At 63.3% G+C, this 26,618-nt stretch carries 26 protein-coding genes; 11 read left to right on the forward strand and 15 right to left on the reverse strand.

Annotated features, from left to right (window positions below; all coding sequences use genetic code 11):
- Position 1 precedes the first annotated feature (1 nt).
- Positions 2-1,471, forward strand: coding sequence for an NAD-dependent succinate-semialdehyde dehydrogenase (locus ACIGGF_RS07825; protein WP_397520814.1), 1,470 nt, complete (start codon positions 2-4; stop codon positions 1,469-1,471).
- Positions 1,472-1,604: 133 nt separating this feature from the next.
- Here the strand turns inward: ACIGGF_RS07825 and ACIGGF_RS07830 are convergent, their stop codons facing one another.
- The 3 genes from ACIGGF_RS07830 to ACIGGF_RS07840 all read right to left on the reverse strand — a co-directional run bounded on the left by ACIGGF_RS07830 (position 1,605) and on the right by ACIGGF_RS07840 (position 2,900).
- Positions 1,605-1,925 (reverse strand): DMT family transporter, encoded by a 321-nt coding sequence (locus ACIGGF_RS07830; protein ID WP_397520815.1) that lies wholly within the window; start codon positions 1,923-1,925, stop codon positions 1,605-1,607.
- On the reverse strand, positions 1,922-2,278 hold the full coding sequence (locus tag ACIGGF_RS07835; RefSeq protein WP_397520816.1) for a DMT family transporter: 357 nt from the start codon (positions 2,276-2,278) through the stop codon (positions 1,922-1,924). The genes ACIGGF_RS07830 and ACIGGF_RS07835 overlap by 4 nt, the downstream gene beginning before the upstream one ends.
- A 139-nt stretch (positions 2,279-2,417) precedes the next feature.
- Positions 2,418-2,900: a hypothetical protein gene (locus ACIGGF_RS07840; protein WP_397520817.1), complete on the reverse strand. Its 483-nt coding sequence runs from the start codon at positions 2,898-2,900 to the stop codon at positions 2,418-2,420.
- 251 nt (positions 2,901-3,151) lie between these two features.
- Here ACIGGF_RS07840 and ACIGGF_RS07845 point away from each other — a divergent pair, with 251 nt between their 5' ends.
- Positions 3,152-3,304 (forward strand): MerR family DNA-binding transcriptional regulator, encoded by a 153-nt coding sequence (locus tag ACIGGF_RS07845; protein WP_397520818.1) that lies wholly within the window; start codon positions 3,152-3,154, stop codon positions 3,302-3,304.
- Positions 3,305-3,499: 195 nt separating this feature from the next.
- Here ACIGGF_RS07845 and ACIGGF_RS07850 read toward each other — a convergent pair whose 3' ends face one another.
- The 3 genes from ACIGGF_RS07850 to ACIGGF_RS07860 all read right to left on the reverse strand — a co-directional run bounded on the left by ACIGGF_RS07850 (position 3,500) and on the right by ACIGGF_RS07860 (position 6,290).
- The gene (locus ACIGGF_RS07850) at positions 3,500-4,291 is read right to left on the reverse strand and encodes an alpha/beta fold hydrolase (RefSeq protein WP_397520819.1); all 792 of its coding nucleotides are present in this window, start codon (positions 4,289-4,291) and stop codon (positions 3,500-3,502) included.
- Positions 4,292-4,336: 45 nt separating this feature from the next.
- On the reverse strand, positions 4,337-5,578 hold the full coding sequence (locus ACIGGF_RS07855; RefSeq protein WP_397520820.1) for a nitrate/nitrite transporter: 1,242 nt from the start codon (positions 5,576-5,578) through the stop codon (positions 4,337-4,339).
- A 241-nt stretch (positions 5,579-5,819) separates the two neighbouring features.
- Positions 5,820-6,290: a MarR family winged helix-turn-helix transcriptional regulator gene (locus tag ACIGGF_RS07860; protein ID WP_397520821.1), complete on the reverse strand. Its 471-nt coding sequence runs from the start codon at positions 6,288-6,290 to the stop codon at positions 5,820-5,822.
- Between the two features lie 203 nt (positions 6,291-6,493).
- Between ACIGGF_RS07860 and ACIGGF_RS07865 the strand changes: the two genes are divergently transcribed.
- The gene (locus tag ACIGGF_RS07865) at positions 6,494-7,639 is read left to right on the forward strand and encodes an FAD-dependent oxidoreductase (protein WP_397520822.1); all 1,146 of its coding nucleotides are present in this window, start codon (positions 6,494-6,496) and stop codon (positions 7,637-7,639) included.
- Between the two features lie 51 nt (positions 7,640-7,690).
- On the opposite strand, the gene ACIGGF_RS07870 is transcribed toward ACIGGF_RS07865, so the two are convergent.
- Complete coding sequence (locus ACIGGF_RS07870; RefSeq protein ID WP_397520823.1) at positions 7,691-8,746, reverse strand: alpha/beta hydrolase; 1,056 nt, start codon at positions 8,744-8,746, stop codon at positions 7,691-7,693.
- 354 nt (positions 8,747-9,100) lie between these two features.
- Here ACIGGF_RS07870 and ACIGGF_RS07875 point away from each other — a divergent pair, with 354 nt between their 5' ends.
- Both ACIGGF_RS07875 and ACIGGF_RS07880 read left to right on the forward strand, forming a co-directional pair.
- Complete coding sequence (locus tag ACIGGF_RS07875) at positions 9,101-9,292, forward strand: hypothetical protein (protein WP_397520824.1); 192 nt, start codon at positions 9,101-9,103, stop codon at positions 9,290-9,292.
- A gap of 132 nt (positions 9,293-9,424) precedes the next feature.
- Positions 9,425-10,321, forward strand: a complete 897-nt coding sequence (locus ACIGGF_RS07880; RefSeq protein WP_397520825.1) for a PaaX family transcriptional regulator C-terminal domain-containing protein — start codon at positions 9,425-9,427, stop codon at positions 10,319-10,321.
- Between the two features lie 9 nt (positions 10,322-10,330).
- On the opposite strand, the gene ACIGGF_RS07885 is transcribed toward ACIGGF_RS07880, so the two are convergent.
- Positions 10,331-10,744, reverse strand: coding sequence for a RidA family protein (locus ACIGGF_RS07885; RefSeq protein WP_397520826.1), 414 nt, complete (start codon positions 10,742-10,744; stop codon positions 10,331-10,333).
- A 106-nt stretch (positions 10,745-10,850) separates the two neighbouring features.
- Here ACIGGF_RS07885 and ACIGGF_RS07890 point away from each other — a divergent pair, with 106 nt between their 5' ends.
- From ACIGGF_RS07890 to ACIGGF_RS07915, 6 genes are read left to right on the forward strand one after another with little or no spacing between them, the layout of a single operon-like run.
- Complete coding sequence (locus ACIGGF_RS07890; RefSeq protein ID WP_397520827.1) at positions 10,851-11,696, forward strand: fumarylacetoacetate hydrolase family protein; 846 nt, start codon at positions 10,851-10,853, stop codon at positions 11,694-11,696.
- The gene (locus tag ACIGGF_RS07895) at positions 11,693-12,187 is read left to right on the forward strand and encodes a cupin domain-containing protein (protein ID WP_397520828.1); all 495 of its coding nucleotides are present in this window, start codon (positions 11,693-11,695) and stop codon (positions 12,185-12,187) included. The genes ACIGGF_RS07890 and ACIGGF_RS07895 overlap by 4 nt, the downstream gene beginning before the upstream one ends.
- Complete coding sequence (locus ACIGGF_RS07900) at positions 12,184-13,122, forward strand: acyl-CoA thioesterase (RefSeq protein WP_397520829.1); 939 nt, start codon at positions 12,184-12,186, stop codon at positions 13,120-13,122. The genes ACIGGF_RS07895 and ACIGGF_RS07900 overlap by 4 nt, the downstream gene beginning before the upstream one ends.
- Positions 13,119-14,777: an AMP-binding protein gene (locus ACIGGF_RS07905; protein ID WP_397520830.1), complete on the forward strand. Its 1,659-nt coding sequence runs from the start codon at positions 13,119-13,121 to the stop codon at positions 14,775-14,777. The genes ACIGGF_RS07900 and ACIGGF_RS07905 overlap by 4 nt, the downstream gene beginning before the upstream one ends.
- A complete protein-coding gene (locus ACIGGF_RS07910) occupies positions 14,774-17,155 on the forward strand; it encodes a bifunctional salicylyl-CoA 5-hydroxylase/oxidoreductase (RefSeq protein ID WP_397520831.1) in 2,382 nt (793 codons plus the stop codon). The genes ACIGGF_RS07905 and ACIGGF_RS07910 overlap by 4 nt, the downstream gene beginning before the upstream one ends.
- Positions 17,152-17,595: an acyl-CoA thioesterase gene (locus tag ACIGGF_RS07915; RefSeq protein WP_397520832.1), complete on the forward strand. Its 444-nt coding sequence runs from the start codon at positions 17,152-17,154 to the stop codon at positions 17,593-17,595. The genes ACIGGF_RS07910 and ACIGGF_RS07915 overlap by 4 nt, the downstream gene beginning before the upstream one ends.
- On the opposite strand, the gene ACIGGF_RS07920 is transcribed toward ACIGGF_RS07915, so the two are convergent.
- From ACIGGF_RS07920 to ACIGGF_RS07950, 7 genes are all read right to left on the reverse strand, one after another.
- The gene (locus ACIGGF_RS07920) at positions 17,577-18,545 is read right to left on the reverse strand and encodes an AraC family transcriptional regulator (protein WP_397520833.1); all 969 of its coding nucleotides are present in this window, start codon (positions 18,543-18,545) and stop codon (positions 17,577-17,579) included. The two genes, ACIGGF_RS07915 and ACIGGF_RS07920, sit on opposite strands and share 19 nt — an antisense overlap.
- Before the next feature lie 132 nt (positions 18,546-18,677).
- Positions 18,678-20,342, reverse strand: coding sequence for a thiamine pyrophosphate-binding protein (locus ACIGGF_RS07925; protein WP_397520834.1), 1,665 nt, complete (start codon positions 20,340-20,342; stop codon positions 18,678-18,680).
- Positions 20,339-21,127, reverse strand: a complete 789-nt coding sequence (locus ACIGGF_RS07930) for a cyclase family protein (protein ID WP_397520835.1) — start codon at positions 21,125-21,127, stop codon at positions 20,339-20,341. Before ACIGGF_RS07930 ends, ACIGGF_RS07925 begins: the two co-directional genes overlap by 4 nt.
- A 55-nt stretch (positions 21,128-21,182) precedes the next feature.
- Positions 21,183-22,271: an LLM class flavin-dependent oxidoreductase gene (locus ACIGGF_RS07935; RefSeq protein ID WP_397520836.1), complete on the reverse strand. Its 1,089-nt coding sequence runs from the start codon at positions 22,269-22,271 to the stop codon at positions 21,183-21,185.
- 71 nt (positions 22,272-22,342) lie between these two features.
- Positions 22,343-23,977, reverse strand: coding sequence for a phytoene desaturase family protein (locus ACIGGF_RS07940; protein ID WP_397520837.1), 1,635 nt, complete (start codon positions 23,975-23,977; stop codon positions 22,343-22,345).
- Positions 23,974-25,500, reverse strand: coding sequence for a flavin-containing monooxygenase (locus ACIGGF_RS07945; RefSeq protein ID WP_397520838.1), 1,527 nt, complete (start codon positions 25,498-25,500; stop codon positions 23,974-23,976). Before ACIGGF_RS07945 ends, ACIGGF_RS07940 begins: the two co-directional genes overlap by 4 nt.
- Positions 25,497-26,306 carry an SDR family oxidoreductase gene (locus ACIGGF_RS07950; protein WP_397520839.1) on the reverse strand — a complete coding sequence of 270 codons (810 nt, stop codon included), beginning with the start codon at positions 26,304-26,306 and terminating at the stop codon, positions 25,497-25,499. The genes ACIGGF_RS07945 and ACIGGF_RS07950 overlap by 4 nt, the downstream gene beginning before the upstream one ends.
- Positions 26,307-26,618: the final 312 nt, after the last annotated feature.

Raw genomic sequence — 26,618 nt, forward strand, 5'->3', positions numbered from 1 at the left:
TATGACCGATATCGAGAAGAAGCTCCTCGACTCCGTCCCGAACGAGTTGTTCATTGGGGGTCACTGGCGCGCGGCGTCGTCGAACACAACTCTGGCGGTGCATGATCCGGCGACGGGGGAGGTTGTTCGTGTGATCGCGGACGCCACCGCGGAGGACGGGATGGCTGCCTTGGATGCTGCCGTTGCCGCGGCCGATTCGTGGGCGGCGACGCCGGCGCGGGAGCGAGCGGAAATTCTGCGGCGGGCTTTCGATCTGCTGCAGGAACGCAAGGAGGACTTTGCGCTTTTGATGACCATCGAGATGGGCAAACCGTTGGCCGAGGCCAGGGGAGAGGTGGCGTACGGGGGCGAGTTCTTGCGCTGGTTCAGTGAGGAGGCGACCCGCGTTCAGGGTCGGTACGGTGCGAATCCGGAGAACACCGGACGGATGTTCGTCACCCAGCATCCCGTCGGTCCGTGCTTTCTCATCACTCCGTGGAACTTCCCTCTGGCCATGGCAACTCGCAAGATTGCTCCGGCGCTGGCGGCGGGTTGCACGGTGGTGGTCAAGCCGGCTGCGCTGACTCCGTTGACGACGTTGCTGCTGGTGAAGGTTTTGCAGGAGGCAGGTCTGCCGGACGGGGTCGTCAATGTGGTGACGACTTCGTCGTCGTCGGCGGTATCCGGGCCGATCATCGCTGATCCGAGGTTGAGGAAGCTCTCGTTCACCGGTTCGACCCCCGTCGGTCAGGCGTTGTTGCGTCAGGCCGCGGGCGGGGTTCTCCGGACGTCGATGGAGCTCGGTGGGAATGCTCCGTTCGTGGTGTTCGGTGATGCCGATCTGGGCAAGGCCGTCGACGGGGCCATTGCGGCGAAGTTCCGCAACATCGGTCAGGCCTGCACGGCGGCGAACCGTTTCATCGTGCACAGTTCGATCGCCGCGGAGTTCGGACGTCGGGTCACCGAACGAGTCGACGCTTTCGGTATCGGGCGTGGCACCGAGGACGGGGTGACGATCGGTCCGCTGATCGATGGCAAGGCGGTGGCGAAGGCGCAGGAGTTGGTGACCGATGCCGTGGAGCGCGGCGCGACGGTCACCACTGGTGGTGCAGCGATCGATCGGCCCGGGACCTTCTTTGCGCCGACGGTGCTGACCGGTGTGGCTCGGGGTAGCGATATTTTGCGTGAGGAGATATTCGGTCCGGTATTGGCGATCGCAACGTTCGACACCGACGATGAGGCGGTGTCGTTGGCGAACGATACCGAGTACGGGTTGGTGTCGTATGTCTACACCGAAGATTTCGCGCGCGGCCAGCGCATGATCGAGCGTCTGCAGACCGGGATGATGGGCTTGAACGTGGGTGTGGTGTCCAACGCCGCGGCACCGTTCGGTGGGTGGAAGATGTCGGGTCTGGGCCGTGAAGGTGGAGCCGAAGGCATCCACGAGTATCTGCAGACCAAGTACACACTGACACCGTCGCCGTTTTCCTGACGCCTGTCCGCATCTTGTTCGTGACGGAGCGGACCGTTCGCCACCGGGAACAACCGCATTCGACGTAGTCAGTCCGAGGTGAAACCTCCTGCATGACTGGGCGGATAGCGTGCGAGCAGGTCAGCACGTCGCTCTAGTGTGCCGATCCGGCTTCTATCAGGAGAACTCCTCCGACAATCAACCCGATGCCGACGAGCATGAGTCTGGTCAGTGGCTCTCTGAAAAGAAGACGGCTCAGCACAGCGGTCAGGCAAATTCCGACGGCAGTCCATATCCCGTACGCGACACCGATGGCCATGCCCCTCGCCAAGGCTCCCGACAGGCAGACGAAAGCGGCCGCATATCCGAGTATCACGACTAGGTACAACCGCCGCCGGCCCAACGCGGCGAGGCGAAGACATAGCGTGGCGGCCACCTCGATCGCGATCGCAGCTGCCAGAAATGCCCATGTCATGAGTCGGCCTCCACGGACTCCTGAGCCCACTTTGCACGCTGCGATCCGAGTTCGACAACCAGTACCCCGGCGATGATCAACATCATCCCTGCGGTCATCAGCGGTGTGAACGGGTCACCGTAGAGCCATGTGGACGCGACCGCTGTCGCAGCGACTCCGGCTGCACCCCAGATCCCGTAGGCGACGCCCAGTGCCATCCCGCGACGGAGGACGAAGCCAAGGCAGAGGAACGCGGCCGAAAAGCCGCTCACGACAACAATGTAGAGAGCAGGCTCGGTCAGGGCAGCCTCGAGCGAAAGGGACGCCGTTACTTCGGCGACGATCGCGATCGCGAGAACTATCCATTTGGCCATGTCTGCAATGGTATTCGTTTGCGTCCGGCGTTCGATGACCGCGTATAACGATCACCCGCATCCCTGAGGAATGCGGGTGATCGTCTGTTGCAGGATGTTCGTTCTCGTAGCCGAAATCGAGTATCGAAGCCACCGACGCTCAGTTGCCGAAAAGACCTGCGAGTATTCGGTCCAAGCCCATCGGGCCGGCGTTCGACGAACCTGCCGATCCGGAGCCCGGACCGGCAGGCGCACCGACCGTGACCAATGTGGGGGAACCCTGGGGCGATCCGGCGATCTGCTCGTAGACGATGCCGTCGTCGCCGAAACAGCCCCACATCACCGCGTAGGTGCCGGGATCGGTGGGGCCGACGATGATCGGGGCCGGTGGCGCATCGAAGGTGAGGGGAGTTGCCGCGCTGGCGATCAACGGTCCACCGCCCTCAGGACGAACGTCGTATTGACAGAACACGTTTTCGTACGCGCTCGACCGAAGTGTGAATTGCAGCGCGATCTGCGTCGCATCACCGGTGGCGTCCAGAGTGGCAGGTTGGGGAGCGGCACCGGCGGGTGCCGCAGCCAGGAAGCAAAGCGGGACCGCTGCAGCAGCAGCCAGGACGGTTCGGGTGACAGACGCTCTCACAGTAGAACTCCTCGACTATCTGGCCCCGACGTCGGAGTGTCCGACGGCCTCGCCAAGTAGACCACGTCCGCCGCCGCGTGGATGTCGTTTCGCGTGAGATTCGATAATTGTTGCAAGAGAATGTATTTCGAAGTTACTGAGGTCTCCGCCGGATAGTGCTCTATCGAACGTGCAGGGGGTGCGGAGTTGCACCTTCCGTAGCGCCATGTGGTGCAGTGGACGTATCCCGCCCACCGAGGAAGGCTCCGCACATGTTTTCGTCCTTCACCCCGCCGCGCCACGTCACTATCGGGGGTGCGGCCGCCTTCCTCGGCACCACGCCGCGAGCGATCCGCCACTACCATCAGATCGGCCTGTTGCCGGAACCGGAGCGGGGGAGCGACGATCGCCGGCGCTACGGCTAAGGCTAAAGTTACGACGAGATGATCCGGCTGCTGTGGATCGCAACGGACGCTGACATTCGGGCCCTCGCCGCGGCGTATCGCACACCACAACGGTGCACGAAAGAGGACATCGCCGTTTCTCGTGCCCCGTCTTGATCAACACACGCGTCGGCGTCTTAGCGGCCCTCTACCGGGGCGACAGGGGTCACTTGCGGTTCAGCGGTAGAACTCAGTGATTGCTGCGGCTACGGCCTCCGGGTTCTCGAGCGTCGGGAAGTGAGTTCGGCCCGGAATGTGGTGCGGGTCGAACCATGGGTTCTGACTGGCAAACTCCTCCTGGTAATCGCGGTATTCGGAAGAAAGCGGTTGTGAGTAGATGTGCCGGACGTCGAGGCGTTCGGACAGCGGTGTCATTCGTTTGAGCGGGTCACCCCACGTGGCGTAGGCCTTCTCGATCTCCCGGCAGGCGCGTCGCCACATCTCACCACCGAACCAGGTCATTTCCCGGTTGACGTGATCGACCACATCGAGGTTGTCCGTCGATGCGGTCCACTCGTCGAACATGCTGCGTCGGGCTGCGTAGTACGTAGCCTCCTGATGCCCTTCGCGGATCTGGCGATGGAATTCGTCGAATGGAGCCATCAGCCAGTCGATTACGACGGTTTTGCCCAAGCTGGCATCTCCCAGCCGATCGTGCACGTCGACGTTGACCCAACAACCGTGGGAAGTCGATACCAGTCGAACGTCCGTCAAGGAGAGGTGTTCGATGATGGCCAGGACGTCCGATGCCATGTCCGAAGCAGTGAAGTCGCCATTGTCGGTCAACAGTCCGTCGTGTCCTCTGAAGTTCACGCGGAGCACGCGAAATTCCTGGGCAAGAATGGGCTCGAGGTTCTTGAACAATCTGTGGTCCTGTGCCCAGCCGGTGAGCAAGATCAGGGTGCGTTCGTGCTCGGTGCCGGAGTCGGTGTATTCGATAGGCCAGCCGTCGACGGTGAGAGTCTTCATGGTGTGGATTCCTTTCGTGGTGATGTTTTACAGAGGGGCGATGTATTACAGAGTGGCGCTGGTAGTCAGTGGGGTGTCGAGCGGTCGTGTGGCTCGACGGGGCGTGGCGAGGGCAATGCAGGCGCACGCTGAACTCACCGCTGCGAGGCACACCCAGGCAGTGGTGTAACCCAGGGCTGGAACGAGAAGTCCGAACGCCCACGGCACAACGAAACCACCGACGCCGGCGATCGTGAGCATCAGTCCTACAGCCGTCGCTATATGGTGTGGCGGTATCGAGCCGTCCTCTCCCGGAACGGTTTGCCAGACTGCAAAGCAGCCGTTGAACCCGAACCCGATCAAGAAGGCGGCGGCCCACAGCCACGAGGGAGCGATGAATGGAACTAGCATCAAACCAATTGACATCAGCAGCAGCTGTCCGATGACGAAGGTTGTTCGCTGGCGTAAACGGTCTGACAGCCAGCCTGTGAGGATGCTTCCGGGGATTCCTGCGAGTCCGACTACCAGCGATGCGATGTTGGCCTGACCAACGTCGATACCCCGCTCATCGACGGCATAGCTGGAAATCAACTGTGACGCAGCAAAGTACGCACCGTAGCCGCCGAAAAATGCTAGACCGAAGAACCACAAGTTTCGATTCTGGAGAATCTGTCGAATCTCGCTGCCGGACAAGGCGATTCCGTGTAGAGATCGAGACCCAGCAGGTACCCGGTAGAACACGGCAATCGCCAAACCTGAAATGATGCACAGGACACCGCCGATGATCAGCGCTGTCCGCCAATCGGTCGCGGCTACGAGATCGGCCCAGGTGTAAAGGCCGATTGCAACTCCGAGGCTGAATGCTGCGGACACCAGACCCAGCGCCAACGCATGCGCGCGGCCTACGAACCAGATGCTGACTGCGGCGATGCCGAGTCCCGCGTAGACGGACGCACCGACGCCGCTGACTATGCGCAGCGCAAGCAGTTGTTCGTAATTGCGCGCAAGGCCAGATCCAGCTGCCGTCACCCCCTGCAGCACGAGTCCCGCAGCCAAGGCGGTTCGTAGTCCGATCTTGGCAGCAAGAAAGCCGGCCGGGACGTGCATCAAGCCGTACCCGACGACGAAAGCCGAGATCAACAGCGCAAGCGAGGGGATGCCGACGTCGAATTCGGTAGCAAGGTCTCCGAAGGTGGTGGAGATGTTGAACCAGTTCATGGTCATCATGACGAAGCCGACTGTCACCAGGGTCAGCATGGCCCATGCTTTGGTGCCTGCCAGATGCGGTTCTGTGGGTCGGGAGCCCACGACGGGATTATGCATGTTATGGAGTCCAATTCTGTAGGAAGTGCATCGAAAGGCGAAGGCTCGCAAGGATCTTTCCTCGCAGCGGTGTGCAGTAATCGATGCGTCCGGCAGGGACGCCCACGTGGGAACGTGCTAGGTGGTTGCTACGTCGCTTCAGGCTCCACAGCAGCTGAAGTCCACGCCTGAAAGCTATACTGCAAAATGGACGACCGTCAAGAGGGTGTCATGTTACATCTGGAAGTCAGCGTTCGGCGATCTGGTCTTCGATTATGGCCGTCAACTCGCGAAGCATCTCCACTACCTCCACGCGGCGGTCCGGGGCGAACCTTAGGAGTGCGTCCCTCTGGAAGTACCGGAGCAGAGCGCGTTTGGATTCCCACAATTGCCGGCCTGATTCGGTGAGCTCGACAAGAACGGCACGCTCGTCCTGCGGGGAGGGAGAGCGCACGACCACACCTTGCTTTTCGAGAGCGTTGAGCATGCGGGACACAGTCGGTTGCGCAACTCCGGCCAGGTCGGCGATCGCTTTGACGCCCAAAGGACCGTTCTTGGCGACCGATTCGAGCATGGCGATCTGCGACTCGCTCAAGGACGCACCGTCCGCTCTGGTGCCGACGGTGCCACGGCCCCTCTTGAGCACGAGGAACAGCGCGTTGCACGCATCTCCGAATGCTTCGTCGAGGTCGTGCTCGGTTCCAAGTAGTTCTGACACGGACCGAGTGTACCGAGGGGGCGAATACCAATTTAGGTAAAAACCACATTACATAGCTTGCTATCTATTAGGGTGGTGCGTAGCGTCCGACCTGTTGCGTGAGGCAGTCCCACAGCGAGACCTCAACGGCCACGGCAATTTTCGGCAGGTTTTTGCCCCGGTCGAACGTCACCCTGCGTTATTCGAGCTGTGAAAGGGAATTAATGAAACAGCAACCACGTAGAGCCGAAGTCATAGGCGGCGGGGTCGGCGGACTGACCGCCGCGGCTGCTCTGGCGCGCCAAGGCTGGTCTGTCATTCTGCACGAGCGGGATCCGGAGATACGAGCCTTCGGTTCGGGAATTTACCTCTGGAGTAACGGGCTAGCCGTCCTCGACCGGCTGGGTGTCCATGACCAGGTTATCGATGGCGCCCACTACGGCCAAGCCATCGAAACCCGCAACAACCACAACACCACTCTTGCGTCGATTCCCGTCAATGGCGCGGGCGGAGTCAAGGTACTGACCGTACTGCGCGAAAACCTGATCAATGGCTTGGTAGACGCCTGCCGTGCCTACGGCGTCAAGCTCGAAACGGGATCTGCGGCTGTCGCAGTGACGCCAGAGGGATCTGTGACGTTCGAGTCCGGACGCACGGAGTCCGCGGATCTCGTTGTCGTCGCAGACGGAATCAACTCCAGGCTGCGGGACGGACTCGGACTACTGAACCGTAGGCGTAGCATCGGACAGCGCTGCGCGCGGGTACTGATCGACAGAGCACCCGGACTGGTGCCGGATGCAGACGAAGCCAACTACGTCGAGTACATGTCCGGCAAGCGCTTCCTGCTCTACACCCCAAGCAGCGCGACTCAGGTCTACATCGCATTCGTCTGCCCGACGGACGATACGTCAGCACAAGGCCCGGTGCTGCCCCGACATCAGTGGATCAGTTCGTTCCCTCACCTACGACCACTCATCGAGGCGACGGAAGGAAAGCTCAGGTGGGACGAATTCGAGCAGACCGAGCTCAGGTCCTGGTCATCGGGGAAGGTGGCAATACTCGGTGACGCAGCCCATGCGCAACCGCCTTATCTCGGACAAGGCGGTGGCTGCGCAATGACCAATGCGTTCGGCCTTGCGCACGCGGTGAGCCACACGCACGATTCTCTGACTGCTGGACTGGCGCAGTGGGAGGCAACCGAACGACCGCTCATCGAGCACACACAACGGTTCTCGTGTCGAGTCGCTCGATTGAACAACGTCCCCAACTTGCCCCGCACCGCCCTGATGACCGTACTGAGCAAGTCATCGGCCCTGGGCCGCTCGCGCCTGCGTGCTGCCACCTCGGTGCCAACAGGCTTTTCTGCATAGGGATTGGGGGACGCCCACCGGAGTCCCCCAACCCCTTGTCTCACAAAGGCTTCAGCTCAGCAAATGCTCGATCGCCAACACAATATCCAGCCAGATTGGCGAATCTGGATCGATGACATGGAAGTGTCCGCCTACGCCCTCCACCACCTGTACCTGATCGGCCGCTGTCAGTGCGGCCGCGCAATAGGCGCGGCTGATCTCGAGCAGGTTCGGATCGTCCGACAGTGCGCACGCCACCACCTGTGGAATACCAAGTGGAAGACGCGATATGGGCGAGGATTCGTCGTAGATGGTAGGCATGTCGGTGTAACTTCCGCCAATGGCTGCTGATACAGCCCCTTCGCCGAGCCACCGTTCGTCCCCAAGTTTCAAATCCAGCACCCCAGCCAGGCTCACAGCCAATGCTGGTGCGACTCGGGAATCGACCGCCTGCGCCGCCAGGTGCAGAGCGAGTTGTCCACCGGCGGAGTGGCCCATAACGACTATTCGTCCCAGATCCAGGTCAACGGGCACAGCTTCCACGGCGGCGAGAGCGGCAGCAACGTCGGCGGTCATCGCCTCCCATCCATGGGCGTCCGGACGTCTATATTCGACGTTCCACGTTGCGAAACCGCGTGCGGTCAGATCCACCGCCAGTGCATCCATCAAGTCGAACTCCCACCGCGAACGCCAATAGCCTCCGTGCAGCAGCATCGCAACAGGAAACGGCCCATCACCTTCCGGCGTGCGCAGTTCTGCCTGCTGGTCAGGGTGATCGCCGTACTCGACGATGGTTCCGGGGTGGAAGCGATGGAAATATACACTGTCGATAGCGAACCGGAGTCCGTCGAGACCACGTCCGCGGATATGGGTACGAATACCATCACTACGGTCGGGCGGGCATTGTCCGAGATCTACCCGGACGACACTGTCGTAACCTGTTGTATCGCAGGGCCTTCCCGCGCCAGGAACGATGATGACCTCATCCGTCTCGCTCGGAGCCTCCGTGATCCCGCCGCCGAGTCCGCGCGCGTCGAGTGCTCGTGCGATCAGGGCCTCGGCCGTACCGGCATCGGCGAACACGTCGGGACCGATCAGCACGTCGATCTTCTTCGAGGGTTCATTCATGGTGTGGTTCTTCCTGTGTATGTCATGTACATAGACCCTCTCGTTCCACTACAGCCTCTTGTGCCGCACAGCATGCTCCAATAGTGACGGTAGCCGGATAGCCGACATAATTAGTTAACTTCACGCTTGCCATGCGACGCAAGCAGATCGCTGGATTCTGGTGCGTATATGTCGAGCGTAAGGGGCGTGCACACGAGGTCCGCGGTGAAAAGGAACCGATCGATGCTCCGACCGCGCAGGGAATCCGGCCACTGTCGACAGCGATGCGGTTTGGAATCGGGTGTCTCGCGGAAAGGCTGCTACACGTCGGGACATAAACGGCTGATGACCGACGTGCGAAGAATCTCGATTGTTATGTTCGATGGACTCGAATTGCTCGACGTATTCGGTCCCGTCGGCCTTGTCGGCCATGCACCGGGCCTGATTTCGGTGGAGTTCGTCGGCCCGTCCGCGGGACCAGTGCGGAGTAGTCAGGGCACCGAGACCGTGGCGACCGTGAGTTACGACGAGGCGGCGACGCTTGATGGCGTCGACCCACTCGCGTAGCTGTGCCGAACAGACGTTGTCGAGTTGCTCGTCGACCGCGTCGACGACTGGTTCGAACGGCACGACGACGTCCTCGCTGCTCGGAGCGCCTGCGTGTCCGGCGGGCGAGCACCGGGGGACCAAGGTCGTTCGATGACCGTGTGGTTGGATCGTCTGGTGGTGGATTTCGACGGCTCCGACATGATGGGTGATGCCGACTCGGGCGACGGTGCAGCAGAACTCACCGATCGGTCGCTACCGCCACGGTCGCTGATCGTCACCGTAGTGGGGCTCTACGTGCGCGAGTTCGGCGGATGGGTCAGTGTCAGCAGCCTGATCCGTCTTCTCGAGCCAGTGGGGGTGGACGCGCCCGCCGTTCGGTCTGCGGTGTCGAGACTCAAACGGCGCGGAATTCTCGTTGCCGAAAAGCGTGGCACCACAGCGGGATACGCGCTCTCGACGGTAGCCCGCGATATCCTGACCATCGGTGACCGACGGATCTTTGCCCGGCCGGCGGCAGTCGAGGAAGACTGGACCATGGTCGTCTTTTCGGTCCCCGAAAGCGAACGCCGCAACAGGCACGCATTGCGAACGCGGCTGGCGGGTCTCGGATTCGCCAACGTCACATCAGGAGTGTGGATCGCACCGACCCACCTCGCCGACGACTGCGCGACAGCCTTGGCGGCGGACGGGCTCGACGCGTACGCCGACGTTTTCGTCGGTGCGCGCCTGAGGTCCGAGGATCTGTCGACGCGGGTGTCGCAATGGTGGGACCTCGACGCGCTCGGTGCCGCCTACGCTCGGTTCGTCACCCAGTTCGAGGAACTCCGCGAAAGGTGGAACGAGGCGTCGCCCGCCCAGGATCCGGGGGAGGCGTTCGCGGACTACATTCGCGTACTCACTGCCTGGAGGCGGCTGCCGTATCGCGACCCGGGTCTGCCCGCTCACCTTCTTCCTCAACCCTGGCCTGGTGAGCGGGCCACTGCGCTGTTCGCGGATCTTCGAGCGCTGCTGGAGAAGCCGGCGCACACCTTCGTCGACCGAGTGTGACCGCAGGTCCTACGGACGGATCAGACGAGCCTCGGGAATCACTGCGACAGCGGTGATTTCGATCAAGGCCTCGGCTTGCCACAGGCCAGTGGTGCCAATTCCGGCCATTGCCGGGTAGACCGGCCCGGCGAGTTCGCGCCACACGCGTCCGATTTCGCTACCGTGCGCCTGATAATCGGGAATGTCGGTCAGGAAGATCGTGATGTTGACCAGGTCCTCGGGCTGCCCACCTGCTGCGGCCAACGTGGTCAGAACATTCGAGAACGACTGGCGGAACTGCTCCACTATCCCGCCCGGGACGATGTTCATGTTCTTGTCGAGGGCTGTCTGTCCGCCCAGGTAGAGCGTGTTGCCGGCCAGTGTGCCGTGTGAAAAGCCCTTGGGTGTCGGCAGTTCGGACGGATTTACGGTGTGGTGGGCCATGGATGGTCCTTCCCGAGAGTCGTCGAATGAGTACGTCGACGATAAGTATTGCGCACTCGCGACGATCGTGCAAAACTCGACACAAGATCACGTCGGAAGGAACACGATGAGGCTGGCGACACTTCGACTCGACAGCGGAGACACCGTTGCGGCGGCGGCGAGCGCAGACGGCTGGGTGGCGCTACCTGCGCCGTCGCTGTCCGAGCTGCTTCGCACAGGCTGGTCTGCGCCCAGCTCGGGCGTTGCCCTGGGCCCACAGGTGCTCGGCGCACTCGCACTGCCGCTCCCGTCACCGGGCAAGGTGATCTGCTGCGGCTTGAATTACGGCGAGCACATTGCCGAGACGGGTCGCGACCGGCCGACCCATCCGACGTTGTTCGCCAAGTTCGCCGACTCCCTCATCGGGCCTACGGACGAGGTAGTGATATCGGGCGAGGTCAGCGCCGACTGGGAAGCCGAACTCGCCGTGGTCGTCGGCCGAACGCTGACGCGTGCGTCGCGCGACGAAGCAGCGGAGGCGATCCTTGGCTACACCGTCGCGAACGACGTGTCGATGCGAGACTGGCAGCGTCGCACTCTCCAGTGGTTCCAAGGAAAGGCCTGGGACGCAACCACTCCGGTCGGCCCGGTGGTCGTGACGGCCGACGAGATCGACCCGGCCGCCGGCCTGACCATCACCTGCCGGGTCAACGGCATCGAGGTCCAGCGCGACAGCACGAACACATTGGTGTTCGACTGCGCCGAACTTCTCTCGTACATATCGACGTTCACCACGTTGCGTGCCGGTGATCTCGTACTCACCGGCACTCCTGGCGGGATCGGCATGGCTCGCGAGCCTGCCTGGTTCCTCGCCGACGGCGACGTTCTCGAAACGGAGATCGAGGCCATCGGCACTCTCACCAACACGGTCCGGGTCACCGAGCCGGCCTCTCGAGCAAGGAGAACAGCATGACCACGCAATTCGATTCCAACGCCGGATACCTTCTGGACGGGGACAACTCGATCTACGCAGGTGCCAGCGGGCAGGTCGTTCCTGTCGTGACGCGGGCCGGTGAAGAAGACGGCAGGACCGGTCAGACCGAGGGCGCGGTGCGCATCTCGGGCGTCAGTCCACAACACACGCCGGCGACGAAGATCTGGTACGGAAAGGTGAGCAACGAACCGGGATATCGTTCTCTTGCACACCATCACGGAGAAGCAGAGACCGGTGGTTACGTCCTCTCGGGTCACGCCCGCATCTACTTCGGCGAGAACTACTCGGAGTACATCGACATGAACGAGGGCGACTGGGTCTTCGTGCCGCCGTTCATGCCGCACATCGAGTGCAATCTCAGCCGCACGGAGCCGTTGCACTGGCTGACCACCCGTACGCCGGACAACATCGTCGTCAATCTTCCTGTGGTGGACGACGCCTCGCTTCCCGACTGGTCCGACCGACCGTGACGCAGTCGGTGGCGACCTCCGCCATGCTCACCCGGTGCGTGTCGTTGACCGAGACCGAGCCGCGCAGTGCGGATCTCGGTTTCACCGCACGGACTCAAGCGTGTCCGTGGCCCAAAGCGTACGGCGGCGACATGGTCGCCCAGGCGGCAGCCGCGGCCATGCGATCGGTGACCGACGGCAAGTCGATGAACTCGATGCACTCGTATTTCCTGCGGCCCGTCGACATCGATGCCGAGGTGCACTACGACGTGGAGGTGATTCGGGACGGACGCCGATTCGCCACCCGGCAGGTGCGCGCGTATCAGAACGACAAGGTCACCTACATCGGCATGGTGTCCTTCGCAGCCGGTGGTTCCGGCGGATCACTGAGCAGTACGGCCCCCAGCGATGTTCCTGCGCCCGAATCTCTTCCGTCGTCCGCGCAGTACCTGGACGACCACGCCATCTCGGACGCGAACACGATGACCGAGGTCTCCAAGGAGTACTGGTCGGTCGGTCGTAGCTTCGACATGCGGCACGTGCCCGGTCCGGTGTACCTCGATATCGAGGGCGGGCGAAGCGCGCACCAGGCAATCTGGGTACGCCCCTTCGACCGATTGCGTCCGGTGGACGGTCTGTCCGATGCACAGAGGGACCTCGCCGCCCTCGCGTACGTCTGCGACTACACCATCCTCGAGCCCGTGCTGCGTGCACTAGGGCATGCCTGGGCCGAGAAGGGGCTCGTCACAGCCAGTCTCGATCACGCGATGTGGTTTCACCGCACCCCCGAGCCAGGGGCGATGGACGGTTGGTTGCTCTACGCCCAGGAGGCAGTCGCCGCCGATGGAGGTCGCGGCGTCGGCCTGGGTAAGTTCTTCACCCCCGAAGGAATCCACCTGGCCACCGTCGTCCAGGAGGGCATGATCGATGCCGAGACGACAGGAGCCGTGAAATGACCGCGGACACAGTACAAGCCCTCACCCGTAGCGCACACGTGGACACGTTCGCGCGAGAGAACCTTCCGCCTGCCGAACTGTGGCCGGTCCTCGAATTCACGACCCCCGAGCTGCAGTACCCGGAGCGGCTCAACGCGGGAGCCGAGCTGATCGAGCGCGCTGTCGAGCGATTCGGCGAGCAACACCATGCTCTTCGCACCCCGGGCGGAATCGCCTGGACGCTCGGTGAACTCCGTGACCACACGCACCGGATCGCTCGGGTGCTCACCGAGGACCTCGGTCTCGTGCCGGGCAACCGCGTCCTGTTGCGCTCGCCCAACACTCCGATCGCAGTTGCCGCGTGGCTCGCGATCATCGAAGCGGGCGGGATAGCGGTGGTGGTGATGAGCGCCCTGCGCGCTCGCGAACTGGCACCGATCGTGGACAAGACCACGCCGGTCATCGCACTGGTGGACTCGAGATTCGCAGACGATCTGCGGACGGTACGCGACGAGGGCCATCCCGAACTGGTGGTGGTTCCCTTCGGAGGGGACGATTCCGACGATCTGATGGTGCGTTCGGCGGGCAAGCCGACCGGCTTCGTGGCAGTCGATACCGCTGCGGACGACGTCGCGTTGCTGTGTCCGACATCCGGCAGCACGGGAACCCCGAAGATCACGATGCACTTCCACCGCGACGTGCTGTCGATAGACAACACGTTCGGCACACACGGTCTCGGCCTCCGGCCGGACGACGTCGTCGCGTGCACTGCGCCGATGGCGTTCACCTTCGGACTGGGAATGCTGGTGGTGTTTCCGTTGCGGGCCGGGGCCTGCGCTCTGCTCACCGATGCGGTGGCACCTGCCGAACTCGCCGATGTGGTGCGCAGCGAGGGGGTTTCGGTGCTTGCCACCGCTCCCACGGCATACAAGCAGATGATCAAAGCCGGCAAGATCTCACAGCTGTCCGGCCTGCGCACAGCGGTCAGCGCGGGCGAGCACATTTCGGCCGGGGTGTGGAACCACATCCGGGACGCCGTCGGTCTCGAGATCGTCGACGGCATCGGTGCCACGGAACTACTTCACATCTTTCTGTCCACCGCTGCAGCGAGCGAGACACGGGAGGGCTCGACCGGTAAGCCGCTGCCCGGCTATCGGGCCGAAATACTCGGCGACGACGGCGAACCGGTGGCAGCGGGCGTGCCCGGTCGACTGGCGGTGATCGGCCCGGTCGGGTGTCGATACCTAGCCGACGATCGTCAGCACGAGCGGGTCGAGAACGGGTGGAACGTCACCGGTGACACCTTCTATCGCGACGAGGACGGCTACTTCTTCTACTGCGCCCGCACCGATTCGATGATCGTGTCCTCGGGTTACAACATCGGTGCTCCGGAAGTGGAGGCCTGCATCGATATGCATCCGGACGTCGTGGACTCGGCGGTCATCGCCGAGGCAGACGCCGAACGCGGGCAGATCGTCAGCGCGTTCGTGGTACTTCGGTCGGGAGTCGCTCAGGACTCGGAGGCCGTGAAATCCATTCAGAACCATGTGAAAGCCGAACTGGCACCGTACAAGTACCCCAGACGGATTCGCTTCATCGACGCTCTGCCGAGGAATTCGAGCGGCAAACTCCAGCACTTCAAGCTTCGCGAAACGATAGAGGAGAGCACATCATGAGGATTGCCATCGTGGGTGGAGGGCCCGGCGGTCTCTACTTCGCCGCCCTCGCCAAACAACTCGATCCCAGTCATCGAATCGACGTGTGGGAACGCAACGCGCCCAACGACACCTTCGGCTTCGGTGTCGTGTTCTCGGACGAGACACTCGGCAGCATCGAAGGTGCAGACGCCGTCGTGCACACCGAGATGGAGCGGCGTTTCGCTCGGTGGACGGATATCGATGTCGAGATCGACGGCCGTCCGTACACGGTGGGCGGGCAGGGATTTGCGGCCATGAGCCGCAAGGAGCTGCTGGCCATCCTGCAGCAACGCGTCGCCGAGTTGGGCGTCGAGGTGCAGTACCGGAGCGAAGCACCGGACACCGATGTGCTGCGGGCGTCGTACGACCTTGTGATCGCCTGCGACGGTCTGAATTCCGCCGTCCGTACCCGGTACGCGGATGCGTTCCGGCCGACGCTCGATCGTCGCGACAACAAGTACATCTGGTTCGGTACCGACAAGGTGTTCGAGGCATTTCAATTCCTCGTCAGGAACACCGAATTCGGAACGATGCAGATCCACGGATATCCGTACTCGGATCAGGGTTCCACCTTCATCGTCGAGATGCACGAGGATGTCTGGCGGCGAGCCGGTCTCGACGCGACGGAGGACCAGCACTTCCCTCCTGGCGTGTCCGATACCTACGCGGTCGAACGTATTCGCGAGATATTCGCGGACGATCTCGGTGGTCACGACATTCTGACCAACAACTCGAAGTGGTTGTCTTTCCAGACTGTTCGCAACGAGCGGTGGTTCGACGACAACGTGGTGCTGCTGGGCGACGCGGCACACACGGCCCACTTCTCCATCGGGTCGGGAACCAAGCTCGCGATGGAGGACGCGCTGGCACTGGCCGCCTGCGTGCACGAACACTCGAACATCGCCGACGCCCTCGCTGCGTACCAGGCCGAGCGGAAGCCGGTGGTGGAAAGCACCCAGCGGGCGGCGCAGGCTTCGCTGGAGTGGTTCGAGAACATCGGTCTCTATGCCGATCAGGAAGACACGCAGTTCGTCTTCAATCTGTTGACTCGTTCTCGCAGAATCACATTCGACAATCTCGGCGAGCGCGACGGCGAATTCGCTGCACTGGTGCAGCAGCGGTTCGCCGATACGGTTGCGGGTGGAAAGGCAGCCGATTCGGCACCCGCGATGTTCCAGCCGGTGCGTATCGGCGAACTCGACCTGGTCAACCGCATCATGCTCTCGCCGATGGACATGTACACGGCCGTGGACGGTCTGCCAGGAGAGTTCCATCTCGTCCATCTCGGTTCCAAGGCGCTCGGTGGAGCAGGTCTGCTCATGACCGAGATGACCTGTGTGTCGCCGGAAGCTCGGATCACACTGGGCTGCCCGGGATTGTGGACGGACGGGCAACGCGATGCTTGGGCTCGGGTGACGTCATTCGTACACGGCAACAGTGCTGCGAAAATCGGAGTGCAGATCGGCCATTCGGGTCGCAAGGGATCGACGAAGCTGATGTGGGACGGTATCGACGAGCCGCTCGATTCGGGCAACTGGGAGCCGATCGGACCGTCGCCGCTACCGTACGGCGACGGATGCCATGTTCCGCGTGAGGCAACTCGCGAGGACATGGACGTCGTGGTGGCCGATTTCGTCACAGCGGCGGAGCGGGCCGTGGCCGCCGGCTTCGACCTGATCGAAGTCCATGCGGCACACGGGTATCTGCTCTCGTCCTTCCTGTCTCCGGTGGCGAACGTCCGAACGGACTCCTACGGCGGCAGCCTCGAGAACCGCCTGAGGTTCCCGCTCGAGGTCTTCGACGCCGTCCGGCGCGCGGTCCCGTCGAGCTTCCCCGTCTCCGTTCGTATCTCGGCGACCGACTGGGCTCCGGACGGAAACACCGTGGAGGACGCCGTCGAGATCGTTCGGGCGTTCGTCGAACACGGTGCCGCCGCCATCGACGTGTCCTCCGGACAGGTGACCAAGGACGAGAAGCCGGCGTTCGGGCGGTCGTATCAAACTCCGTTCGCCGATCGGATACGTCACGAGGTAGCCGCGGCCGCGGGAGTGGCGGTCATCGCCGTGGGGGCGATTTCGTCGTACGACGACGTCAATTCCATTCTCCTTGCCGGCCGAGCAGACATCTGTGCGCTCGGCCGTCCGCACCTCTACGACCCACAGTGGACGCTGCATGCTGCAGCGGAGCAGGAGTACCGAGGACCCGGAGCGCAATGGCCGGTGCAGTGGCACGCGGGCCGGCGACGCCCACCGACCTCTCGTACCGACAAGGTCCCGCCGCGCCTGTCGTTGCTTCGGGACGGTTCGGAGAACGCCGCCCATGTGCGCTGGCAACCGAGAAGTACAGTGCCTGCATGACTTTCTCGTTGACGGGCCGGGTCGAATGGGTGGATACCGATGCCGCAGGCATCTACCACAACAGCACAGTCGTCCGGTTCGTGGAATCCGCCGAGGCCGCACTCGTTCGCGAGTGTGGCCTCGTCGGCTATTTCCCGGTGGCCCCCCGAGTTCGGTACGAGGTCGATTTCCACGCACCGCTGTATTTCGGGCAGGAGGTCACGACGGACCTCGACATCGCACACCTCGGATCGTCGTCGATGCGGTTCGAGTTCTCGATCTGGGGTGAGGCGTTCGAGGGGCGAGACCGTGAACTTGCGGCACGAGGTTCGTACGTGACGGTGCACATCGATCGCTCAGTCTCGAAAGCCGTTGCCACGCCGTGGCCGTCGCAGTGGCGAGACGTTTTGCAGCGTCTGGTGGAAGACCCTGCTGGGCCTGCTCAGGACGCGAGAGTCTGAGACGGGCTCAGGCCGAACTCGGCGCGATAGAACTGCGAGAACCGGCCGAGGTGGAAGAACCCCCACCTGGTCGCAACTTCGGTGACGCTGGTTCCGTCGGGAGCAGCGTCGAGTAGATCGGCGTGCGCTCGTGCCAGGCGAGCTCTCCGCAGTTCCTCGAGCGGCGTCGTTCCGCGCTCACGTTGGAAGGCGGCCTGCAGTGTTCGCGGACCCACGCCCACTCTGGTAGCCAATTCAGCAACGCGCCAGGGGTATTCGGGCTGTTCGTGGATCAGATCCAGTGCGCAACGAACTGTTCGAGACGTCACAGCAATGTGCGTCGACTGCGATGGCTGCGTGGAAGAGTTCGGTTGCGCTGCAAGCAGTCCCGCTACGATGACCTGCTCGAAGTGGCTTGCGGCCAAGGGGGAGGAGAGTATCCCGGTTTCTCGTTCGGCCTCGTCGCAGGCAAGATGCACGATTCTCATCCAGCTCGACATCGCCGGTGAATTCATGTCCACGAGTGGGTGGAACACGACGGGATCGGACGAGCCACCGGGCTCGGATGATGCTGCCGACTGAACCGCGTCGCGTGGGATGTGCACGAGAAGTTGTTCGCAGTCGGCCGACCATTCCATGTCGACGTGCAGGGTCGGTGACGGCAGGGAGGCGAACCGTCGGTCGGATTGCACGACGGTATCGCCCACCTGGACTCGCGCGGTGCCGTTGAGCGGGATCTGCACGAGGTAGAAGGACTCGAAGGCACCGGGGGTGATGCGCACGTCCTGCCCGTAGCGGAGGTAGTTGATGCCGATTCCGCCGACCGAGGCAGCATTGTGGACCACTGACAGCGCACCTTGACGGGACTTGACCGTCAGCCGATGCGGGCAGAACGACCGGCCGACGGACGAGCGTGCCTCGTCGAGGTCGGCTGTGGCCAGCACGGGGTGACGGCGAAGCAGAGCGGGCATGACGGTCCTCACCTTCCGGGCTGTGTGACCTCCATCATAGCCGCGGAATGTTGCGAGGATGTATCGATCGTCGAAAATCGACGATACTGTTGCTCGCCTCTGTGGGTCCGGCTTCTCAGTGACCCCGGTATCTCAATGACCCTTGAACGCCTCGGCGAGCCACCATGCACCGCCGTCTGCGGCGATCTTGGCATCGACGACCATGACCCCCTCCGGTGCTGCCGCCCAGCTACGCACCTCGTCCAGGTCGTCGAGACTGCGTACCGTCACGCCGCGGGCACCGAATCCTCGTGCGACAGCGGCGATATCGATGTCGGGGAAAGTGACTGTCGTCAGATCTGCAGGCGCTCCGTCATTCGGTAGGTGTTGGAAGTGGTGTACCTCTGCGCCGTACGCCGCGTCGTTGTACACCGCGACGATCATCGGACGGCCGAGTCGGACCGCCGTTTCGAGTTCCGAGATGCCCATCATGAATCCGCCATCACCGGTGCCGATCACCGCAAGGCGGTCGGGTTGTGCCAGTGCTGCTCCGATGCCACTGGACAATCCGAGGCCGATGGATTGAAACGCCTGGGTGAAGCAGAAACCCATGTGATCGGGTACGCGAAGGTACGTCGACGGATAGCCCATGAAATTTCCGGAGTCGATGGCCACTACACGGTCCGTGGGCAGCATCTCGTCCAAGGCCTTCGTGAACGGGCGCGGATCGATGGTCGCCGAGGTGGACAGGTCCTCGGTCTCGGTGTCGTTCCACCATCGACGAGCCTCGAGCTCGGTCGAGACCTCCGGCGTCCGGTAACCGGTGCGCGCCGCGGACCGACCACTCAGTTCGGTGAGAACGTCGATCGCGGTCGATGCGCAGTCGCCGTGAATTCCGAGGTCGACCGGTCGATGCGCACCGAGGGCGGAGGCGGTGTCGTCGATCTGAACCACTCGGGCGTGCGATCCGATCAACGATCCGTGTCGCATCGTCCACATGTTCAGCGCGCAACCCCACCCCACCACGAGGTCGGCGTCGGAGATCAGTTGTGCGGTCAGCGGCGCGGAGAACCCGCCGGAGATTCCCAGATCGAATTCCTCGCCCCGAAACAGGCCGTTGGCGACGGCAGAGGTCGCGACAAGTGCGCCGGCATGCTCGGCCAGGGCCGAGATCTGCGAGCCTGCAGCGCGTCCGCCACGGCCGGTGACGAACACCGGTCGCGACGCTCCCTCCAATAGGGCCACGAACTGCTCGACCGCCGACTGCGCCGGACGCACCGGCTCGGGAGCCGCGGGTCGCGTGGCGGTACCGACGTATTCCGGTGCGGGAGAGGACTGTACGTCGAGCGGTAGGTTTAGCACCACGGTACGACGGTCGTGCACGGCGGTCTGCCACGCTCGGGTCACGTCCGCGACGGCGGTCGCGGCCGAGTGCACCCGCTCGGACACAGCGCCGACGCTGCGGGCCAGTGCGTCCTGATCGATGCGGAAGTTCGACAATCGTGACGATGCAGCAACGTCTGCGGCCAACACGATGACGGGGGTGCGGCTCTTGGCGGCCTCGCCGATGCCGGTCATCGCATTCGTCAGCCCGCAACCCTGGTGCACGCTGACGATTGCGGGTAACGACGCAAGCCGAGCGAATCCGTCGGCCATCGACGCAGCGCCCCCTTCGTGGCGTGCTGCGGTGTAGGGGATGCCGCGTGCGATGAGGGCGTTGGTGACGTCGAAGTTACCGCTACCGACGACACCGAAGATGTGGCCGACGCCGAGATCGGCGAGAACGTCCGCCACCAGGTGCGCAACCGTGCGCGTCATGCCGGCACGAACGCGAGAACGCGTGCAGGAGAGCCGGTTCCGCCGACGATCGGGAGCGGTGACACCACGAGTACCGCACCCGTGACGGGGAGTTGGTCGAGGTTCTGCAGTTGGGTGACCCCGTACTTGTCCGCACCGAGCAAATGGTGGTGGACAGGAAACATCGGTTCCATCGCGGCCGCCTGGCCGGCGTCCACGCCCACGGTCTCGACGGCGAATCCGGAGATGGCCGACTCGGCGAGCCACTGCGCACCTGCCACCGACACGCCGGGACTGTGGGGGCCGCTGTCGTCTGCATTCAAGAACGCTTCTGCGTCCTGGTTGCGAGCACTCCATCCGGTGCGGAAGACCAGCCAGGCGTTGTCCGGAAGGGGGCCGTTCTTCGCTACGAACTCCTCCAGATGGGCGGGCTCGAGCAGAAAATCCGGATTCGACGCGACCTCGGCGGTGAAGTCCAGCACCACGGCGGGGCCGACGAGTCGCGAAGGGGGAATCGTGTCGACGGTGTGACCGCTGCGGCCCGTCGCCCAGTGGGCGGGCGCATCGACGTGCGTTCCGGTGTGCTCGCCGGTGTGAATGTTGTTCCATCCCCAGCCCGGTCCTGCATCGTCGAAGTTGCTGACGGGCTCGAGTGACAGGGAGATCGTGTTCGCGAACGGTGCCGGCAGCGCCAGCACCGGTGTCGTGGACGACAGGGGTGCCGTCAGGTCGACGACGCGTATTGCGCCGTTGGCCAGATCGGTCAACAGGCTGGTCAGTGTCGAGGTTGTCGCTGGAGCGGTCATCGGTCGAGCCTTTCGTCGGTTCTGTCGAAGTTGGTGTTCGAGCTGGGTCGATATCTCATGCCCGTAGGCCGCGCTGTCGCAGACGGGGCAGAACCTCGTCGACGAAGTACGGCAATTCTGCTGCATAGTCGACGAATGCCAATGTCGTCCCGGCCAACCCGCTCGCTGCCAGTTTCTCGATACTGTCCGTGATCTGATCGGGGGTGCCGACGAGGGGGTAGCTACCGTGGCCTGCGGCGAAGCGAGGGCGGAAGTTGGCGAGCATCTCGGGTGAGAACGATTGAGCATGCAAGCCCTGGAGCGCCATGAGGTTGTCGACGGCCTGCCAGTCCGCGTTGGTGTCCGCGTAGTACTCCAGGTAGTCCAGGGCCTCCTGCTCGGTCGGGCGACACACCACGTGGGAGAGCGTCAACACCCCGATCGACCGGTCGTTCGTTTCGGCAGCGGCGCGGACATCGGTCACCGTCGCGGCAGCATTGTCGAAGTCCTGCACCGGGGTGAACAGGAAGTCTGCGTTCTTCGCCGCGAACGCCCGACCCTGTGGTGATGCCCCCGCGTTGAGGACCGGCACCCGCCCGTTCACAGGCTTCGGATCGGAGTGGACGCCTTCCAGATGAAAGAAGTTACCGTCGAAATCGAACGGACCCACTTCGGTCCACAGCTTCGTCACGACGTCGAGCCACTCCTGCCCGAATGCATATCGGTCGTCGTGGTTGGACGGTAGTTCCATCCCGAACGCGCGGTACTCGGGCTCGTTCCACCCGGCGACGATGTTGAGCCCCGCCCTGCCGCCTCCGATGCGGTCGAGGGTGGCGATCTGCTTCGCGGTGACGATCGGGTGGTTGAACGCGGTATGCACGGTGGCGAACACAGTGATGTTCGACGTCCGGGCAAGCAGTGCAGCCGCCCACGCAATGGGTTCGAGAACACCTTCGTGGAAGTTCGTCTCGCCGCCGTAACCGATCCACCGGGCGATGGGGAGGAGAAAGTCCAGGCCGGCCTCGTCGGCGATCTGTGCGCCTGCGAGATTGTCCTCCCACGATCCCGACCACCGTTCGGGGACCTTGGTCACGGCCAGGCCGCTGCTGCAGTTCGCCGAGAACAAACCGAGCGCGAAGTGCGTGGAGTCGGAAAGAGAAGGCATCGCTTCGTCCTATCGTTCGTGGGTGCTCGGTGACCGAGCAACATGACGATATAGCGGCTAAATTACTGTCGTCATGTTTTCGATGTAAATTTCTCGATCGCGCTGCGGACGCGATCGACTCCGCGCGTGCGACGAGATCGCGCGAGCAGTTGCTGGGCAACCAGGTGGCCCGAGCCGCCGCCGAGTCCGGGACCGGGGTGCGTGAAGGCACCGATGTGGAACAGTCCGTCGACTCCGGTTCGATGGCCCGTGCCGGTGCCGGGACGCCAGAGCAATGATTGGTCGATTTCGGCCGCACCGCCGTAAGGATCGCCTGCGACGGCGTTGGCGTTCGCAGCCGTCAGCGCTGTCGGCGAAATGGAATACGAATCCAACACGGTCGAGCGCAGGCCCGGTGCGTAACGCTCGATCGAGTCCAGAACCCGATCGACGTATGCCGCCGTCGTGCCGGTACTCCACGTGCCGTCCGTCGAAATCGACCCCGCAGCATCACCTTTGGGCGCGAACGGTAGCTCCTGAAGCTGCACCCACAAAGTGGCCTTGCCCGCCGGAGCGCGGCTGGGATCGAGTGCGCACTGCTGACCGACGACGATCGTGGGATCGGCGGGGAGCAGACCTGATTCGGCTTGTGCACAGGCGATTCCGGTGCTCGATGCCCCGTTTCCGATGTGCACCAGCGGCACCTCGTCCAATCGCGAATCGGACCACCGAACGGGACGGTCCAGCGCGAAATGCAGCTGCATCGCGGCCCGGCCCGGGCGATGCCGATCGGCCGCGCGCTTGCCCGCAGCCGGAACGACCGCTGGATCGAGCAACGTGTCGTACAGTCTCGGCGTTGCCGCCGATGCGATCACCGCCCGCGTTGCCGACAGTTTCTCCTCGGCGAGATGTACGGCAACGGCGCGACCGGACCGAGTCTCGATTTGCGCCGCGGACTCACCGAGAATCACCGTCACCCCGCGCTCGCTGAGCACGCGCGCGAATGCGGTCACGAAATTGTCCGCGCCTCCGGTCACCACAGGGAGTCCGGCCGCATGCATGGTGAAGGCCATGATCGGCAGCATCAGCCCACCGGTCGCGTGATCGGGCGACAGGCCGGCGTGCAGAAGCCACGGAGACCAGAGGTGATCGGCTTCGAAGCCGCGAAAGCGCTCGCGAATGAGCGCGCGTCCGCTCTGCGCCGAGACCCGCAACATGTCGATGCTGCCGTCCACGCCGAGTGCGCGCGCCATCGATGCACCCAGGCGGGCGAGATCGAACGGCCGCAATTCCGAACCCAAGGCACCGAACACGTGCGGCGACCAGGACTCCAGCTCGGCCAACATCGCTGCATACGCCACGCGGTCGTGTTCGTGCTCGAAGCTGTCGGCGGTCTTCACCGGGTCGCGATGTGCCACTGCCACACCGTGATCGGACACCGCGGCTGTGACGGCGCCGTCGGTGTTGGAATACGTCAGGCCATGACGGTGCAGGTCGTCCCCGAGCGACGCGTACGCGCCACCGGTGACGAACAAGGGGTGCCAGGAACTGAACGTGTCGTGTACGAACCCGGGACGCGTCAACGAGTCCGAGGCAATGAATCCGCCCAGTTTCTCGCGCTCGTCGACCAGCGCTACCGACCATCCCGCGCCGGCCAGTTCTGCGGCTGCGACCATCCCGTTGATTCCTGCACCGATCACAACGGCGTCGAACGTGCGGGTGGTCACCCGTGGATCCGCTTCTTCAGTGTCTGCACGATTCCACGGTAGTCACTCGGGTTCACTGGAAACAGCCACTGCTTCGCCCGCGTCACCATCGACACGTTGATGCCGATGTCGTTGAGCGTTTCGTCGATGTTGTGCACGGAGAACGGAATGATGTTGGTTCCTCGCGCGTGATTGCCGTTGGTGCGTTCGCGCATCCAGGCAAGGCGTTTCGCAACGGACGCTCGCATCTCGTCATCGGACGGAAGTGTGTGATTGCCGCCGAGCAGTGAACCGATCCACAACGCGGACGTCTCTGCCGACAGCGGTGAGAAGAACGAGGAGTTGTACCCGGCGAAACTCAGATCCGACACCCCGACGGGATGGATCTGCTGATGCAGAACGTAGTCACCGTTGGCATCGGTGAACCGGCGCAGCACATCGGGGGACAGGAACGGGATGTTCTGCTTCCAACCGGTAGCCGCGAGCACGACATCCGCCCGGATGACCGTGCCGTCCGACAATTCGGCCTGCGGATATCCGTCCTTCTCGAGCAGCCGCACGATGGTGGTTTCGCGGCGCACGTCGATCGACCCGTGGGCGATTCCCTCGAAGAATCCTTCCGAGACCAGGGACACCGTCGATCGTGCGATGTCGGCGAACGAACCCTCGGGAACGAGGCCGAGCTTCTTGAGCCCGAGCTGTTTGGTGGTGACGCTTCCGACGCTGGACACCATCGAGTCCGCGATCGTGGAATCGGCTGCGTGGAGCACTCTTTCGACGCCGTTGACCGAGTGATAGCGAAACAGCCCCTCGCCGAGTCGAGTCAACATGATGAACTTGTAGTTGACGATATTGCGAATCTTGCGGGGCAACTTCCACAACAGCTCGCGTGCGACCACGGTGGTGGAGGCCGCGACTGTCGACACCTCGACGGTGATGTCGCAGGCGGACTTGCCGTATCCGACGATGATCGCGTGCTTGCCGTCCACCTGATCCAGGCTGTGCAGGTCCCCGGCGGGGAAGATCTGGCCCCCGGCCGCAAGGAAGACGTCTGCACCGTCGAACGCCGGAACGAAGGGGTCGGAGAAGATGCCGCTGGCGAGAATCAGATGATCGACGTGCTCGGTGTTGGTGATCGCCTCGTCTCCGTGCACCGCTGCATCCGTACGTTTCGTGGTGACGTCCCAGCCGCCGGTGGGGGTCGGGGAGGCGTCGATCACCTCGGTGTCACAGTGCACGCGATCCATGAGATCGAATGTGCGAGCGTAGTTTTCGAGATAGGACTGGACCTGCTCGCCCGATGGCCATTCGGGGTAGTGCTTCGGCATCGGCATCTCGGACAACGCGTAGGTGCCCTTGTTGTTCTGCGTCTTCAGTCCCGGGTAACGACGCGTCGCGCTCCATACACCGCCGACGTCGGGAGCCTTTTCGTACACGACGACGTCGTGCCCCAATTCGCTCAGTACCCGCGCGGAGGACAGTCCGGCGAACCCGGCACCGACGATGGCGATGGTCTTGCTGGGATGGATGCTGTGAACACTCATGAGGGATCCTGTTCGGCGAGAAGGGGAATGGCTGGAGTGGCTTGCTCGGGGCCCATGGCGGAGTAGCCGCCGTCCGCGGCCCAATCGGCACCGGTGACGACCGAGGCCGCGTCGGACACGAGGAAGGCGACGACATTGCCGACTTCGCTGGGGTCACCGACACGTCCGGTCAGGTGGAACGGCGCGGCAACCCGATCGGTCTTGACCCGATCGCCGCCGGAGAGGTTGTCCATGATCGCGGACCACGTCCAACCCGGGCTGACCGAGTTGACCCGAATTCCGTCGGGGGCGAGGTCCATGGCCATCGACCGGGTGAGCTGAGCTATCGCAGCCTTGCCCGCTGGGTACACCCAGCGACCGGTTTGCGCCACCGAGCTCGAGATCGACGTGAAGTTGACGATGGACGCGTGTCGGCTCGCTTTCAGGTGGGGGTGTGCGGCCTGTACCAGCGCAACCATGCTCACGACGTTGACGTTCAGAGCCGTGAGCCAATCCGCACGCGTGGTCGTGAAACCGTCGTCGATGTAAACAGCCGCCAGGTTGACCACGATGTCGAGGCCGCCGTGTTCGGCGACCGTGTCTGCGACGAGAGTCGCCAACGCCGCGTCGTCGGTGACGTCGACTCGGCGGAAGGTGACCGTGGAGCTCGACGCCTCCTGTGCGACGCGTCTGCCGTTCTCTTCGTCGATGTCGGCGATGACGACGGACGCGCCGTGATCGGCGAGCACCTGTACGACTCCGCGCCCGAGCAGCGTGGCTCCGCCGGTGACGATGGCCGTGCGTCCTGTCAGGTCTGCGGTTGTCACGGTGGCCTCCCTTGCGATAGGAGAGCCACAACTGGCGGGCCCTCGGTAGCGAGGGACATTACGGAGACCGGGGAAGCTCGAATATCCAAAATGCGCACCGATAGTCCCGATGACGCACCGATCACAATCGGAAGGCGTGAACCTCACCGGCTTGGGTTCCCACAGATCTGACTGGACGACCGATACAGCGGGTTTCGTTTCCGCTGAGTTGGTTCTGTCGCCCGCTAGCGGCCTGAATTAGCATCGCGAGTGCGTCGGTCTCGACCGACATCGCGGCTAATCCGCGCTGCGCGTCAATCGTTCGGGTTGCGT

The organism is Rhodococcus sp. NPDC078407 (assembly GCF_044542515.1).
In the GTDB taxonomy this organism is placed as follows: Bacteria; Actinomycetota; Actinomycetes; order Mycobacteriales; family Mycobacteriaceae; genus Rhodococcoides.